The 14,032-nt window shown below is 38.5% G+C and carries 16 protein-coding genes and 1 pseudogene; 14 read left to right on the forward strand and 3 right to left on the reverse strand.

Annotated elements, in window-relative coordinates; genetic code table 11:
- Positions 1-427: 427 nt before the first annotated feature.
- Positions 428-541 (forward strand): annotated as a pseudogene (locus RG571_RS10515) (linear amide C-N hydrolase); the annotation flags it as partial.
- Between the two features lie 343 nt (positions 542-884).
- Positions 885-2,780: an asparagine synthase (glutamine-hydrolyzing) gene (gene asnB, locus RG571_RS10520; RefSeq protein WP_258430593.1), complete on the forward strand. Its 1,896-nt coding sequence runs from the start codon at positions 885-887 to the stop codon at positions 2,778-2,780.
- A gap of 80 nt (positions 2,781-2,860) precedes the next feature.
- On the opposite strand, the gene RG571_RS10525 is transcribed toward asnB, so the two are convergent.
- Positions 2,861-3,301, reverse strand: a complete 441-nt coding sequence (locus RG571_RS10525) for a DUF2188 domain-containing protein (RefSeq protein ID WP_308947669.1) — start codon at positions 3,299-3,301, stop codon at positions 2,861-2,863.
- A 212-nt stretch (positions 3,302-3,513) separates the two neighbouring features.
- On the opposite strand from RG571_RS10525, the gene rpmG reads away from it, so the two are divergent.
- Both rpmG and RG571_RS10535 read left to right on the forward strand, forming a co-directional pair.
- On the forward strand, positions 3,514-3,678 hold the full coding sequence (rpmG, locus tag RG571_RS10530; RefSeq protein WP_002320810.1) for a 50S ribosomal protein L33: 165 nt from the start codon (positions 3,514-3,516) through the stop codon (positions 3,676-3,678).
- Positions 3,679-3,765: 87 nt separating this feature from the next.
- The gene (locus RG571_RS10535; RefSeq protein WP_002338847.1) at positions 3,766-4,284 is read left to right on the forward strand and encodes a dihydrofolate reductase; all 519 of its coding nucleotides are present in this window, start codon (positions 3,766-3,768) and stop codon (positions 4,282-4,284) included.
- A 72-nt stretch (positions 4,285-4,356) separates the two neighbouring features.
- Here RG571_RS10535 and RG571_RS10540 read toward each other — a convergent pair whose 3' ends face one another.
- The gene (locus RG571_RS10540) at positions 4,357-5,313 is read right to left on the reverse strand and encodes an ABC transporter substrate-binding protein (protein WP_002338846.1); all 957 of its coding nucleotides are present in this window, start codon (positions 5,311-5,313) and stop codon (positions 4,357-4,359) included.
- 165 nt (positions 5,314-5,478) lie between these two features.
- On the opposite strand from RG571_RS10540, the gene RG571_RS10545 reads away from it, so the two are divergent.
- From RG571_RS10545 to RG571_RS10590, 10 genes are all read left to right on the forward strand, one after another.
- Positions 5,479-6,285: an ABC transporter ATP-binding protein gene (locus RG571_RS10545; RefSeq protein WP_002314789.1), complete on the forward strand. Its 807-nt coding sequence runs from the start codon at positions 5,479-5,481 to the stop codon at positions 6,283-6,285.
- Entirely contained in the window at positions 6,282-7,271 is a 990-nt protein-coding gene (locus RG571_RS10550; RefSeq protein ID WP_002338844.1) for an iron ABC transporter permease, read from the forward strand. Before RG571_RS10545 ends, RG571_RS10550 begins: the two co-directional genes overlap by 4 nt.
- A complete protein-coding gene (locus RG571_RS10555) occupies positions 7,268-8,272 on the forward strand; it encodes an iron ABC transporter permease (RefSeq protein WP_002338843.1) in 1,005 nt (334 codons plus the stop codon). The genes RG571_RS10550 and RG571_RS10555 overlap by 4 nt, the downstream gene beginning before the upstream one ends.
- A gap of 142 nt (positions 8,273-8,414) precedes the next feature.
- A complete protein-coding gene (locus tag RG571_RS10560; RefSeq protein WP_002329355.1) occupies positions 8,415-8,948 on the forward strand; it encodes a 5-formyltetrahydrofolate cyclo-ligase in 534 nt (177 codons plus the stop codon).
- Positions 8,949-8,967: 19 nt separating this feature from the next.
- Positions 8,968-9,666: a rhomboid family intramembrane serine protease gene (locus RG571_RS10565; RefSeq protein WP_002338841.1), complete on the forward strand. Its 699-nt coding sequence runs from the start codon at positions 8,968-8,970 to the stop codon at positions 9,664-9,666.
- Between the two features lie 20 nt (positions 9,667-9,686).
- Entirely contained in the window at positions 9,687-9,899 is a 213-nt protein-coding gene (locus RG571_RS10570) for a YqgQ family protein (protein ID WP_002293902.1), read from the forward strand.
- Complete coding sequence (locus RG571_RS10575) at positions 9,899-10,861, forward strand: ROK family glucokinase (RefSeq protein ID WP_308947805.1); 963 nt, start codon at positions 9,899-9,901, stop codon at positions 10,859-10,861. The genes RG571_RS10570 and RG571_RS10575 overlap by 1 nt, the downstream gene beginning before the upstream one ends.
- Positions 10,862-10,878: 17 nt before the next feature.
- Positions 10,879-11,274, forward strand: a complete 396-nt coding sequence (locus tag RG571_RS10580) for a rhodanese-like domain-containing protein (protein WP_002338840.1) — start codon at positions 10,879-10,881, stop codon at positions 11,272-11,274.
- A 164-nt stretch (positions 11,275-11,438) separates the two neighbouring features.
- Positions 11,439-11,804 (forward strand): DUF488 domain-containing protein, encoded by a 366-nt coding sequence (locus RG571_RS10585; RefSeq protein WP_002338839.1) that lies wholly within the window; start codon positions 11,439-11,441, stop codon positions 11,802-11,804.
- Positions 11,801-13,612 carry an FAD/NAD(P)-binding domain-containing protein gene (locus tag RG571_RS10590; RefSeq protein WP_002338838.1) on the forward strand — a complete coding sequence of 604 codons (1,812 nt, stop codon included), beginning with the start codon at positions 11,801-11,803 and terminating at the stop codon, positions 13,610-13,612. Before RG571_RS10585 ends, RG571_RS10590 begins: the two co-directional genes overlap by 4 nt.
- Before the next feature lie 62 nt (positions 13,613-13,674).
- Here RG571_RS10590 and RG571_RS10595 read toward each other — a convergent pair whose 3' ends face one another.
- Positions 13,675-13,842 (reverse strand): DUF3042 family protein, encoded by a 168-nt coding sequence (locus RG571_RS10595; protein WP_002338837.1) that lies wholly within the window; start codon positions 13,840-13,842, stop codon positions 13,675-13,677.
- Positions 13,843-14,032 lie beyond the last annotated feature (190 nt).

Consider the following 14,032-nt stretch of genomic DNA (forward strand, 5'->3'; position numbering starts at 1 on the left):
TTCGAGTCCTACAGGGTACATACTCTAAGTGATTTAAATTGCGAATAAAATATAAAAATGACTCCCCTTTTGACTCCCCCAAGCAGTATATGGATGTCTCTAAAAGTTGTTTTTTTAGATAATAAAAAGCTGATAATAAGCGAAAAACACTTAAAATCAGCTTTAAACCCTATTCTCGAAATCCGGCGAACCGGCTAATACCGGCGCGCAGGTTCAAATCCTGTACCTTCCTTATATATCAACGATTAGACACGATTTCGATCGTGTCTTTTTTGTTGTATGTTTAGCCCAAAATATTTTTTGATTTCCTCTGAGTACGATCTTTCATACATGCTAGGAAATAAATCTCCTTGGACTTTTCTTTTGATATAAAAATACCAGATGTAAGATAAAAGTGTAAAAACGATTTGGTTTAGGGGGAAAAGCGATGTGCACCGCGATCACTTATGCAACGAAAGACCATTCTTTTGGAAGGAACTTTGATTATAAGATTTCTTATAATGAAGTAGTTACTATCATTCCAAGAAATTATAATTTCAATTCAACTATGTCAATGAGAGAATGAATAGATCTGTTTGGCTGCATATTTTCTTATATAGTCATAATTAGACACGATCTTTCGGTCGTGTCTTTTTGTCTGGAGGCTATTTTTTGAACAGCATCCACTAATATTTTTTTTACACGAAGAGAATAAGATAGCCTCAAAAAAGAAAACATGGTAAATTAGATATCGGGACTTTATTTTCTGTAAAAACAGAAACTTTCATCTTTTGTTTTCACGTGACGAAACTGTAAGAGAGAAAATATTCGTCCGCTATTTATTCTATGTTAAGATGCATATGGATGAAATAAACAGTAATTTTATATTAGGATGTGAAAGTTAAATGTGCGGTATTGTAGGTTTTGTTAACGACAAGGACAACAAAAAAACAATTATTAATACAATGATGGATCGAATCGTTCACCGTGGGCCTAATAGTTCAGGTGAATATATCGATAAACACGTTGCTTTAGGATTCAGAAGATTAAGTATTATTGACTTAGAGGGCGGTACTCAGCCCATTTACAATGAAGATCGGACAAAGATCATTATTTTTAATGGCGAAATCTATAATTATCAGCCTTTGAGAGAAGAATTGATTGCAGCTGGTCACGTTTTTCAAACACATGCAGATACAGAAGTCCTTTTGCATGGTTACGAAGAATGGGGAACAGAATTATTGCAAAAAATCCGCGGAATGTTTGCTTTTGCTATTTGGGATAATGAAAAAAATGAGTTATTCGGTGCGAGAGACCATTTTGGGATCAAACCATACTATTATGCAGAAATGAACGGAACATTTATGTTTGGTTCAGAAATCAAAAGTTTTTTGCCTCATCCTGATTTTAATAAAGAATTGAATAAAGAAGCATTGAAACCTTATATGACTTTCCAATATTCTCCATTGAACGGTGAAACCTTCTTCAAAGGTGTCTATCGTTTGCCTGAAGGCCATTATTATACGTATAAAGACGGAAAACTGGACATTCAACAATATTGGGATGCAGATTTTGAAACAAAAGAAACGCATTCCCGACAAGAATGGATCGAAAAAATCGACGAAACTGTTCAAGCTTCTATTGAAGCACACACAATCAGCGATGTAGAAGTTGGTTCTTTCTTATCCAGCGGGGTCGATTCCAGTTATGTAACCTCTGTATTGAAACCAGATCATTCTTTCTCAATCGGGTTTGATGATAAAACCTATAATGAAGCGATTGAAGCCAGAAAACTAACAGAATTATTGGACTTAGACAATACGGCAGCAGTGATCGACGGAGACATGTCTTTTAAAGCATTCCCATTGATCCAGTATCACTTAGATGAACCAGACTCAAATCCTTCTTGCGTGCCGTTGTACTTTTTAGCAAATCTCGCTTCACAAAGTGTTCGGGTGGTTCAATCAGGAGAAGGGGCAGATGAACTATTTGCGGGATACCAAACGTATGGATTCCACACGAATTCAAAATTTATCCGTGTGATTGCGCAAGGATTGAAAAAATTGCCAAAAGGAACGCGCTATAATCTAGGACGTAAAATCGGAAAAATGAAAAATTTCCATGGACGTATCCATTTATATGAATCACTTGCGCCAGCAAAAGAATATTTTATCGGGCATGCTCGAGTGTTCGAAGAATCAGAAGCATCAGAAGTGTTGACGCCAAAATATCAAACAGCGCCGTCTGTGAATGAAATCATGACTGTTCATTACGAGAAAACAGAAGGAATCAAAGATGAAGTCAATAAGATGCAATACGTCGATCTTCATCAATGGATGCCAAAAGATATTTTGTTGAAGGCAGATAAACTTTCTATGGCAAGTTCTCTAGAAGTCCGAGTACCTTTACTGGATATCGAAGTCATGAAATTGGCTCAACAAATACCAAGTAAGTTCTTGTTGAATCAAAACAATACAAAAGATGTTTTCAGACAAGCTGCGAACAAACATCTTCCAGAAGAGTGGTCGAATCGGGTGAAATTAGGATTCCCTGTGCCAATCAAAGCTTGGTTGAAAGAAGAACACGGCTACGAACAAGTCAAAGCATTATTCGAAGCAGATTTTGCAAAAGAATTTTTTGATCAAGAAAAAATCATGAAGTTGCTAGATGACCATCACGAAGGACGTAAAGAAGAACAACGTAAAATCTGGACGATCTTCAGTTTCTTGACATGGTATAAAGTTTACTTTGTCGATGAAACGATTCCGCAAGCAGAAGCAATCGATTATGTGACTGTTTGATAAAAAAGAAACAACAATATGAGAAGAAGCATAGAAACATGTGAGATGATCTCCTTGTTTCTATGCTTCTTTTTAAGCGCTTAGTAACTGATTTCTTTTGTCCCATCTTTTTTATAGATGATCAAAGTTGATTGTTTGTTTTGAGCTACTTGCTTTCCTTTTTCGATTGCTTCTTTTTTTGTATCAAAATGGTTGCTTGCCTTTTTTGCCCCTTTAGATTTCACGATCCATTGTTCTTCCTCATATTCTACGATCACATCTGAATCAAGCAGTTTTCCGGCACGAGGATTCGTATCGTGTTCATCCGTCTTGCTTGGATTTTTTTCTTTTTCGAAGGTTCGTTTTTCTGATTCACTAGCATCTTCATACCATTTTTTTGCTTGATCAATGGCAATTGGGATCGCACGGCTATCAGGGTACCCTTCATCCAACAGTGCATTTGCGATGTCGATTGCTTTTTTTCTTGTCAGTTTATCTAAGTTTTTCATTGATGCAGGAAAGTCCTTCATGTTCCATGGCATATTAATATCCCCCTTTATTAAAAAACATAATCTATATAAACAAGTGTAAGGGTATTTATACAAAAAGAAAAAGATTTTGTTTGAGAAGTAAAACCGTTGTATTTATCGTCAAGTAGTTTTACTTAACAAAATCGTGAAAAACACTAGCAATCTAGAAAAAATCATGGTAAGATAATCAAGTCTGAGAGTCATCTTAGAGGATTCTTGTAAAAATGGGAGGGAAAAACATGCGCGTAAACATCACTTTAGAGTGTACTTCTTGTAAAGAACGTAACTACCTAACAAGTAAAAACAAACGTAACAATCCTGATCGTTTGGAAAAACAAAAATATTGCCCACGCGAACGCAAAGTTACTTTGCACCGTGAAACAAAATAATGTTTTTAAAGTTCTCAATTCCTTGCTGGTCAAAGAATTGAGACTTTTTTTATCTCAAACCATCTAAAATCATAAGGAGCGGATGATATGTTTATTTCAATGTGGGCACAAGATAAAAATGGTCTGATCGGCAAAAATGGATTGCTACCGTGGCGATTGCCAAATGACATGCGTTTTTTTCGTGAACATACAATGGATCGAATCTTAGTGATGGGAAGAAAGACCTATGAAGGAATGGGCGATCTCTCACTTCCTTATCGCCATATCATCGTGTTGACAACGCAACCGAACTTTCGCACGAAAGAAAATGCAGAAGTGATGCATTCAATCGATGAACTTTTGGCGTATAGTCAAACAATCTCAGAAGATATCTATGTTTCGGGTGGCAGTCGGATTTTTCAAGAACTTCTTCCTTACACCGGTCGAATCTGGCGGACATTGATTGATAGCACGTTTGAAGGAGATACGTATATTGGGGATATCGATTTTTCAGACTTCACTCTTATAGAGGAATACGAGGGAATAACGGATCAGGAAAATTTATATGCCCATCGTTTTCAAAAATGGGAAAGAGTAAAAAATAGGGTTGTTTCAAAAGAAGAATAATATCTGGTATTCAGTTTTTAATAATAAAAAAGCATCTCACGAATGAACGTGAAGATGCTTTTTTAGTTAAAATCAGTTTAGCTTTTCTTTGATATCATTGACCATTTCCTGACTGGCAATAGGTCCGTTATATAGCCAGCTAGATTCAGGGCCGAATTGCAGTACGTGATCGTCCTTCACTGCTTTGAGATTTTTCCAGCTTGGTTCATTGAACATAGCGGCATCTTTATCACTGTTTACAAGAATGATGTAATCAGCATCTAATTCAGCTAGTTTTTCCGAAGAAACAGCAGACCAGTCAGAAGTGGCTTCTTTGGACACTTCTTCTACTAAATCAGGCACACCAAATTTTAGATCGTCATATACGATTCTACCGCTTGACCGATTTTTGCTGACCATGAAGGCGGAGTTATTGGTCACCCATAACACTGCAGCTGTCTTGTTCTCAATTTTATCTGCTAATTCTTCGCGAGTGCTCTTGACGGATTTTTGATAATCGGAAATGACTTTTTCCGCTTCTTTTTCTTTTGCTAAAGCCTTGCCGACATCTTTTAGTTGTTCTTCCCATGTGACGTCTGTTCCGTTTTTTACGACATAAGTTGGCGCGATTTTACTATATTGCTCGTATTTCCCACCTTCGACAGTAGCGGAAGAAGAAATCAACAGCAAGTCAGGTTCGAAGCTTAATACTTTCTCGTAAGGAAGATCATAAGAAATAGTTGGAACATCTTTCAAATCATCTTGCAGATAATCTTGGATAGAACCACTGCCCACTGTCCATTGGGCGATAGGTTTTTCTCCTAGGGAAATCAGATAGTCTTCTAAGTAACTACCGATGATCCGTTTAGGTGCGTTTGGAATGTCGACTTTATGTCCAAGCGTATCTGTGACTGTATGCGTGCTGGTGGATGAAGTCGTCGAATTGGTAGGTGTAGCTGTTTCTTTATCTGAAGAGGGGGAGCAAGCGCTCAATACTCCAGCCAACAGCAATATGCTAGATAATGTGAATACTTTTGTTTTTAAGTTCATTTCTTTCCTCCTGACATAATTGAGAATCTTTCTCATTGGTTATTATTCCTGATATTTCGAATGCTGTCAACCGCTTCATTTAGCTATAGATATGAAAGTAGCGCTTGACGAAATAGTGAAACAGCGTCATAATTGAGAATGATTTTCAGCGAAAGGATGGGTGAAATGACGAGACTAAGGGCAGCTGATATTGCAGCCGGCTACGAAAATAAAAAAATTATTGAAAACATGTCTGTTACGATTCCTGAAGGGAAAATCACGAGCTTGATTGGACCAAACGGAAGTGGAAAATCTACTTTATTGAAAAGCTTTACCCGCATAATACCTGTGAAATCAGGAAAGATCATTGTCAATGATTCTGATATATCTACATACAGTTCAAAAGAACTTGCAAAAAAAATTGCTTTATTAGCACAAACTAGTGAACATCCTATAGGTATGACAGTAGAAGAAGTAGTATCTTACGGACGATATCCCTATCAAAAACTGTTTAGCGGTATGGATGCACAAGATCATGAAGCAATCGAGTGGGCTTTGGATGCAACAGGTTTGTCTGGATATCGCACGCGAGATATCGCAACGTTGTCTGGTGGACAAACCCAGCGTGTCTGGATTGCTATGGCACTTGCTCAGGAAACAGATATCTTGATCTTGGACGAGCCGACGACGTTTTTAGATCCGTCACACCAATTAGAGATCCTACAGTTATTGACTCAAATCAATCAAATAAAACAAACAACGATCTTGATGTCGATCCATGACATTAATCTTGCTTCACGTTTTTCTGATTATTTACTAGGAATGAAAAACGGTGAATTGATCACGGAAGGTACACCTGAAGAAGTGATCACAAAAGAGTGTATGAAAAAAATATTTGAGATTGATGCAACGATTGTCACACTACCAAAAACGAATAAACCAGTTTTTCTGACGTATGATCTGTTGCCAAAAGAGCAGGAGGATCAACTATGAAGGCTAGAAAAAAAAACAAACTCTTGCTTTTGATCTGTTTTGTTCTTTTGATCATTTTTTTTATTGCTCTTTCAAATGGCGCAGCGAGTGTGGGAAAAATAGCCTTTTGGCAGGCGTTGGTTGATTTTGATGGATCAAAACAAAGTCATCAAATCATAAGAAACATTCGTTTGCCTCGGGTTGCAGGGGCATTTCTCGTAGGGAGTTGTTTTGCATTGAGCGGTGCATTGATGCAAGGAGTGACAAGAAATCCTTTAGCAGATTCAGGTTTACTAGGAATCAACGCTGGTGCTTCGTTGGCAATGGCTCTTAGTTTTGCTTTTTGGCCCAAAGCTTCTGGCTTTTCTGTGTTTCTGGTGTCATTGGCAGGTTCTTTTGCTGTGACTTTACTCGTATTTGGCTTTTTGCAGTTTTCGAAAATGGGCATGAATCCTTTACAGCTGATTTTAGCTGGCGTAGCTATTAGTTCTTTTTTTACTGCAATCAGTCAAGCACTTACCCAATTTTTTAATCTACAGCAAGATCTTGCTTTTTGGTTTGTAGGTGGAGCTGCCAATATCACATGGGAACAATTAACAGTGTTGTTCCCTGTATATGTGCTTGCTGTCTTGGTTTCTTTTTCATTAGGAAAAGCGATATCCTTGATTAGTTTGAGTGAAACCCATGCATTAGCTCTTGGAGGTCATCCTAAACGAACACGGTTGATTGTTTTCTGTCTAGTTGCAGTGTTAGCAGCCATTGCCGTTTCGTTAGTCGGACCTGTTTCATTTATTGGGCTGTTGGTTCCGCCGATTGTTCGCGGAATGGTTGGGACAGACTATCGTTATGTCCTACCTGTCTCTTTTTTAGTTGGAGGCGGACTGGTCATGTTGGCGGATTTTGCAGCAAGGATGATCAATCCACCTTTTGAGACACCTTTTGGATTAGTCATCGCATTGATTGGCGTTCCGTTTTTACTGATACAAGTAAGGAGGGAACAACGGTGAAAAAAATATATTGGACGTTGTATTTCTTGCTTTTTCTACTTATCGTCTTGTCTGTAGGTAGTTTGATGATTGGCACGCCTTTTATTTATCTTGATCAGCTTTTTGACACGTTCATAGGGAAAGGCTCCTCTTCTTTGGCGCTGATTGTTGGAGAGTTTCGTGTTCCTCGATTACTGATCAGTTTATTAGCAGGTGCTTGTCTTGGCGTCTCTGGTTATGTCTTGCAAGGAGTGACGAGAAATGAATTGGCAGATTCTAGCATATTGGGGATCAATGCGGGAGCTGGATTTCTAGTGATGCTTTATTTAGGTTTCTTTTCACAATATTCTCTGCCGTTTCTGTTGCTAGTCGTAGCCTTTATAGGTGGTATTCTCGCTGCTTGCTGTGTCTATCTTGCGGCCTATGATCGAAATGGATTTTTAGGGATGAATCGTATCTTATTGTCTGGTATTGCCGTTAATGCGGGTCTTTCTGCATTAACGTTGTTGTGCACCATCCAATTGTCAAAGGAAAATTATGGATTTGTCAATGCATGGTTGGCGGGATCGATTTGGGGTGCGAGCTGGTCCTATGTTTGGGCGCTTCTTCCATGGGCGATTATCTTGATTCCGCTAGGAGGATTTTATGCGCAGCGGATTGGCTTGTTATCATTTGGTCAAGAACGCGCGCAAGGATTAGGGCTAAATGTGGCTAAAAGTCAAAAAATCCTTTTGTTGTTAGCTGTTGCTTTAGCAAGCGGTAGCGTAGCGGTGACAGGGAGTTTATCCTTTGTAGGACTACTGGCTCCTCATGCTGCGAAGCTAGTCGTACGTAAAGAAAATCACTGGACCTTTATTCTAAGCAGTTTGTTTGGTTCCGTTTTTGTACTTAGCGCAGATATTGTTGCACGAGTGATTCTGCCAAGTGGGGAAATACCGACAGGGATTTTGATCGCCCTTTTTGGTGCGCCATATTTTCTGTATGTATTGTTTATCAGACAAAAACACGTGCTGAGCAGTTGAAGTTCATTAAAAGGCAAGAAGGCCGATCATTGTTAGGTCTTCTTTTTCTTTTATTTATACATTTATTTGAAAGTTCGATTGCTATTTTTCTTTTTTTCCTATACCATTTTATGAGAGAAGGAAGGGTGATTTTTTGGAGCAAATGAAAGAAAAATTACGCCGACAAGGAATCGAAAAGCTGAAAAATCTGGCCAAAAGCGGTAAGAAAAAGGACAAAGAACAGCGAATCTATGAACAGCTATTCGCAAGCGAGTACTGGAAGTCGGCACAAGTGATAGGGACGACTTTGTCAAATGAATTTGAGCTGGATACACAGCGGATTATCCAACGGGCGAAAAAAGAACAAAAGAAGATAGTTGTTCCTAAAACTTTACCAAAACGTCAGATGGCGTTTTATGAAATGGATGAACACACCGTTTTTGAACGTTCGAGTTTTGGCGTTCTCGAGCCACAATCAGAGAAGCTTTATTTGCCGGAAATGATCGACCTCCTCATTGTACCAGGGATTATCTACAATAGAGCCGGTTATCGAATTGGTTTTGGCGGTGGTTATTACGACCGGTATTTAAAAAATTTCCATCGAAAAACATGCAGCCTCGTTTTTCGAGAACAATTGAATGAACAATGGCAACCGGAAAGTTTTGATCAGAAGATCCAACAATTATTTATTGACTAAAATGAAATGGGAGGTTTTCATGAATTATCAACAGCAAATAAAAATGCGTGCATGGTTGAGGCGACCGTTATGGACCTATGCTTTTTTGGGGATACAGACAATAGTCTTCATTATAATGGAGTTGTTTCCGCGTCTTGAAATTCCTTATTATACTGGAATGTATGGTCCTTATCTTGTTCACTTCAATGAATGGTGGCGCTTAGTGACACCAATCTTCATCCATTTTGGAGTGATGCATTTCGTCATGAACTCACTGATATTGTATTTTATGGGGCAACAAATCGAGGCAATATACGGTCACTGGCGTTTTTTCCTGATCTATATGTTCAGCGGGATAATGGGAAATACAGCAAGTTTTGCTTTCAACGAAGCGAATGTTTTGTCTGGTGGTGCAAGCACTTCGATATTCGGATTGTTTGGTGCGTTGTTTATTTTAGGATTTCATTTTAAATATAATACGGCGATCCAACAACTAGTCAGACATTTTCTTTTATTTATTGCGATGACATTTGTTTTTGGTCTTCTTGACACCTCTGTAGATGTTTGGGGACATGTCGGCGGACTGGTTGGCGGTTTAGTATTAGGGAACATTTTAGGGCTACCGAAACAGCAGACAAGCTATTCGATACACCAGAAGATTCTTTCTACACTAGTTTTTGTATTTCTTTTTGTAATATGTATTTTACTGGGTTTAAAAAAATATGGTTTACTTGTATAATATGAAGGAAGTGCTTAAAGATGGAGAGCTTATATGATGTACAGCAGCTGTTCAAAAAATTTGGCATCTTTATCTATGTGGGTGCACGCATCTATGATATTGAATTGATGACTATTGAATTGCGGAATCTGTATGATAGCCGTTTGATCGATCATGATACATACATGACAGCGTGGCGCATATTAAAAAGAGAGCACCGAATTGAAGAAAGCCGAAAGAAAGGAAATTTGTAATGGACAAGAAAATTATTGGGATTGATTTAGGTGGAACAACAGCAAAATTTGCAATTTTAACACCAGAAGGAGAGATTCAACAAAAATGGAGCATCGATACCAATATTTTGGATGATGGCAAACATATCGTTCCTGAAATCATCGAATCAATCAACCATCGATTGAATTTATATAATATGAAAGCCGAAGACTTTATTGGAATCGGTATGGGTACTCCAGGAAGCATGGACAGTGACGCTGGAACAGTTATTGGTGCATATAACTTGAACTGGACAGAAGTACAATTTGTGAAAAAACTGATTGAAGCAGGGACAGGAATCAAATTCGCTATCGATAATGATGCGAATGTGGCTGCTTTAGGTGAACGATGGAAAGGTGCTGGAGAAAACGATCCAGACGTTGTATTCGTTACTCTAGGAACAGGTGTTGGCGGTGGTATCGTTGCTGGCGGGAATTTGATCCATGGCGTGAGCGGAGCAGGCGGAGAGATCGGCCATATCACTGTGGATCCTGAAGGGTTCGAATGTACTTGCGGTAAACGCGGATGTTTAGAAACTGTATCTAGCGCTACTGGTGTGGTACGTCTAGGACGTTACTTGGCAGAAGAATACGCAGGAGATTCAAAACTGAAAGCAATGTTAGATAACGGTGAAGAAGTAACAAGTAAAGATATCTTTGAAATGGCTCAAGAAGACGATCCGTTTGCATTGATGGTTGTTGATCGCGTATGCTTCTATTTAGGCTTAGCTTGCGCAAACTTGGGGAATACATTGAATCCGTCAAGTATTGTGTTAGGCGGCGGAGTATCGGCGGCAGGAGAATTTTTACGCAGCCGTGTAGAGAAATATTTTAAAGAATTCACTTTCCCACAAGTAAGAGAATCAACAAAAATCAAATTAGCAGAGCTTGGAAATGAAGCTGGTGTCATTGGCGCTGCCTCATTAGCCTTGAAATTTGCTTAAAAAAACGGAGGCATTACATGGTTTTATGGGTAATTAATATCATTTTGCTATTGATTGTGCTTGCAATCATCTTTTGGGAAGTCTATCTACGAGTAATGGCCAAGCGTTCAGCATCGACTTTGACAGAAGAAGAGTTTCGAGAAGGAATGAGAAAAGCACAAGTAATCGATGTTCGCGAAAAAGATGTGTTTGATGCAGGGCATATCTTAGGTGCAAGAAACATCCCTTACACTGTTTTGAAAGATTCACTAGGATCGATTCGAAAAGACCAACCTGTCTATATCTATGATCAAAAGAAAAGCTTGAGTATCCGCACGGCAAATAAATTACGTAAAGCAGGTTATAAAGAGATTTATTTGCTTAAGGGTGGATATGACGGCTGGTCTGGAAAAATCAAAAGCAAAAAAGTATAAAGCAGATATTTTTATGACAGCTTTGGAAAAACTAGATCAATAATCAGGTATTGACTAAGAAAAAATGAACGACACGAGGGATAGTTGTGTCGTTCATTTTTTATTTTGTGCTATTATCTACATATAAAATATAAAAGAAAAAAGGCAGAAAGAAGGAAACAACTATGATCAAATTAAAGCGTGTTTACCTTGATGCTGAAGAAGAGGATGGCTTTCGGATACTCGTGGATAGGCTCTGGCCACGAGGGATTTCAAAAGAAAAAGCACACTTAGATCTATGGTTGAAAGAAATTGCGCCTAGTAATGAAGCACGCAAAGCTTTTGACCACGTACCAGAACGTTTTGCTTTATTTGCAAAGAAATATCAGCAAGAATTGTCTTTTGAAGAAGAAAAGACGCGAGCTGTTTCCGAACTCACCCAACTTATGAAAGAACATCCAGTCATTACTTTCGTTTATGGTGCAAAAAACGAGCACCAGAACCATGCCGTTGTGTTAAAAGAATTTATCGAAAAGGAGGTGTACAAATGAAAATAGGAATCATTGGCGCCGGACCTAGAGGATTAAGTGTAGCAGAAAGGATTCTGTATAATAATCAGGGCAGACATTCTCTTGAACTTATTCTTTTTGATCCAGAAGGTCCAGGCGGTCGAGTTTGGCGGTTGAATCAGCCACCAGAATTATTAATGAACTCTGTTTCTCAACAAGTGACGCTTTTTACAGACGAGACGTTGTCCAGTGGGGGAACGGTAATGCCGGGACCTAATTTGTTTCAATGGAGTAAAGGACCTGCTACAGATTATATCGAACAGACGGTAACCAAAAATAAGCAACTATTTATAGAAGAAATTAACCGTCTGGAAAAAGACCAACAATCTACTCGTTGCCTATACGGACTTTATCAACGCTGGTTTTTCACAAAGTTGCAAAAAGAATTTCCAGCTTCTACTCAGCTTGTCTACTCTTTAGTGAAAAAGGTCAGCAAAGAAAAAGACGGTTTCCTATTACAGACAGATCAGCAAAGCTATCCTGTCAATCAGCTCATTTTAGCGAGTGGTCATTGGGAAAATGATCAGACAGAAGAGGAAAGAGCCTGGATAGACTATGCAAAGAAAAATGATTTACTGTATCAGCTTCCTTCTAATCCTGCAGATGTCGATCTTTCAAAGATACCGCCAAAAGAAAATGTCTTTCTAAGAGGGCTTGGTTTAAGCTTTTTTGATTATGTCGGATTGTTTACGGTATCAAGAGGAGGGCGCTTCGAAAACAAAAAGGGAAAACTAGTCTATCATCCATCTGGCAAGGAACCGATTGTATACAGCGGGTCAAGAAGAGGTCTGCCTTACTATCCTCGAGGGAGAAATCAAAAGCAAGGCGGAGCAATGGCATGGCCACGGCTACTTACAAAAGAAAACCTTGAGCAATGGCATCGATCGGGACTTTTGACTGGCGAAACATTTTTTGACTATCTGAAAAAAGACGCTGAGTTGTTTTATTACAAGAAAATCATCGAAGAACATCACTTGCCGATTTCAATGAAAACTTTTGAGCATGATTTTCTTTCCCTCTCTTCAGAAGAGTGTCTTGGAAAGTATCCAGCATTACTTCCTTACAAATGGTCTTGGTCGTGTCTAGAAACTCCTCTTACCTATCAGGATGAGTCCTTTGCAGAAGCTAGCCGAGTATTTATTGAAAGGCAGATAAAAGAAGCGGAAAAAGGCAATTGCACAGGGGCATTGACTTCGACATTTGATGCATTGAAAGACTGGCGTGATCCAATCCGGCAGGCTATTGAATGGCACGTTTTTTCTGCTAAGGAATACAAAGAAATACTGTGGGGATGGTTTACTCATCTAAACAGCTTTTTAACGATTGGTCCGCCAGTTATTCGGACAAAAGAGTTAGCGGCACTGATAGATGCGGGTATTTTTCATTTGATCGAACCGCCACTTGATATTCAGCAAAAGCAAAACCGTTATGTTATTTCTCTACAAGATAAAGAAATCAGCAGTCGCTATTTGATCGAAGCTCGTTTGCCACAAACAAGCTTTTCTCGTTCAAGTAATCCTGTCATAAAAAATTTGAAGGAAAATAAACTTGTTCGCCCTTTTTCGTTTTCAGATAATACAGGAAGTTATCATTCAGAAGCTATAGATGTTGAGCGAGGTACGAATCGCGTGATTGATGCTTCCGGGAAAATCCAGTCTGGCTTTTATTGCTATGGAATACCAGTTGAAGGCGTGGATTGGTTAACTGCAGCAGCAGCTAGACCTTATACAGATCCATGGAATTTGAGACAAGCAGATAAAATAGCACAATTTATATTGACTGACAAATAAAAATACGCATGATGACTTATCTGTTCTTTCACAAGTCTTCATGCGTATTTTTTAAATAATTATTAACGAGAAACGCGTTTGCGCATTGCTTTTTTACGATTTTCTTCAATCATTGCTTCTTTTTCGTCAACCGGATCGATCACTGTTTTTTTCACAGAAGCGACCAACCCAGCAACGGCAGCGGCTGTTGCCAAGCTACCTACTAATATTCCAGATACAAATTTTTTCATTGAATCCACCTCATTTATTATTTGTTATATCTATTATGGAACAAAAGAGAAAAAAAGGCTAGTTTTACGTTTGTTTGTAAACCTTTGCAAAAAATCCTTGAAAATGTTTACTAAATGTTTTATTATAAATTTACCAGATAAATTTACGAAATTTTACTTTCTTCTTTTCTACCATAAAGTAGACTTCGTT

This window comes from Enterococcus sp. FR204 (assembly GCF_031143325.1).
Taxonomy (GTDB): domain Bacteria; phylum Bacillota; class Bacilli; order Lactobacillales; family Enterococcaceae; genus Enterococcus_B; species Enterococcus_B faecium.

Bases quoted from the DNA above. Each gene is read 5' to 3' on its own strand.
- RG571_RS10545 (WP_002314789.1), top strand. From the start codon at position 5,479: ATGACGAGACTAAGGGCAGCTGATATTGCAGCCGGCTACGAAAATAAA.
- RG571_RS10525 (WP_308947669.1), bottom strand. From the start codon at position 3,301: ATGCCATGGAACATGAAGGACTTTCCTGCATCAATGAAAAACTTAGAT.
- RG571_RS10575 (WP_308947805.1), top strand. From the start codon at position 9,899: ATGGACAAGAAAATTATTGGGATTGATTTAGGTGGAACAACAGCAAAA.
- RG571_RS10590 (WP_002338838.1), top strand. From the start codon at position 11,801: ATGAAAATAGGAATCATTGGCGCCGGACCTAGAGGATTAAGTGTAGCA.
- RG571_RS10580 (WP_002338840.1), top strand. From the start codon at position 10,879: ATGGTTTTATGGGTAATTAATATCATTTTGCTATTGATTGTGCTTGCA.
- RG571_RS10540 (WP_002338846.1), bottom strand. From the start codon at position 5,313: ATGAACTTAAAAACAAAAGTATTCACATTATCTAGCATATTGCTGTTG.
- RG571_RS10570 (WP_002293902.1), top strand. From the start codon at position 9,687: ATGGAGAGCTTATATGATGTACAGCAGCTGTTCAAAAAATTTGGCATC.
- RG571_RS10560 (WP_002329355.1), top strand. From the start codon at position 8,415: ATGAAAGAAAAATTACGCCGACAAGGAATCGAAAAGCTGAAAAATCTG.
- RG571_RS10565 (WP_002338841.1), top strand. From the start codon at position 8,968: ATGAATTATCAACAGCAAATAAAAATGCGTGCATGGTTGAGGCGACCG.
- rpmG (WP_002320810.1), top strand. From the start codon at position 3,514: ATGGGAGGGAAAAACATGCGCGTAAACATCACTTTAGAGTGTACTTCT.
- RG571_RS10595 (WP_002338837.1), bottom strand. From the start codon at position 13,842: ATGAAAAAATTTGTATCTGGAATATTAGTAGGTAGCTTGGCAACAGCC.
- RG571_RS10585 (WP_002338839.1), top strand. From the start codon at position 11,439: ATGATCAAATTAAAGCGTGTTTACCTTGATGCTGAAGAAGAGGATGGC.
- asnB (WP_258430593.1), top strand. From the start codon at position 885: ATGTGCGGTATTGTAGGTTTTGTTAACGACAAGGACAACAAAAAAACA.
- RG571_RS10550 (WP_002338844.1), top strand. From the start codon at position 6,282: ATGAAGGCTAGAAAAAAAAACAAACTCTTGCTTTTGATCTGTTTTGTT.
- RG571_RS10535 (WP_002338847.1), top strand. From the start codon at position 3,766: ATGTTTATTTCAATGTGGGCACAAGATAAAAATGGTCTGATCGGCAAA.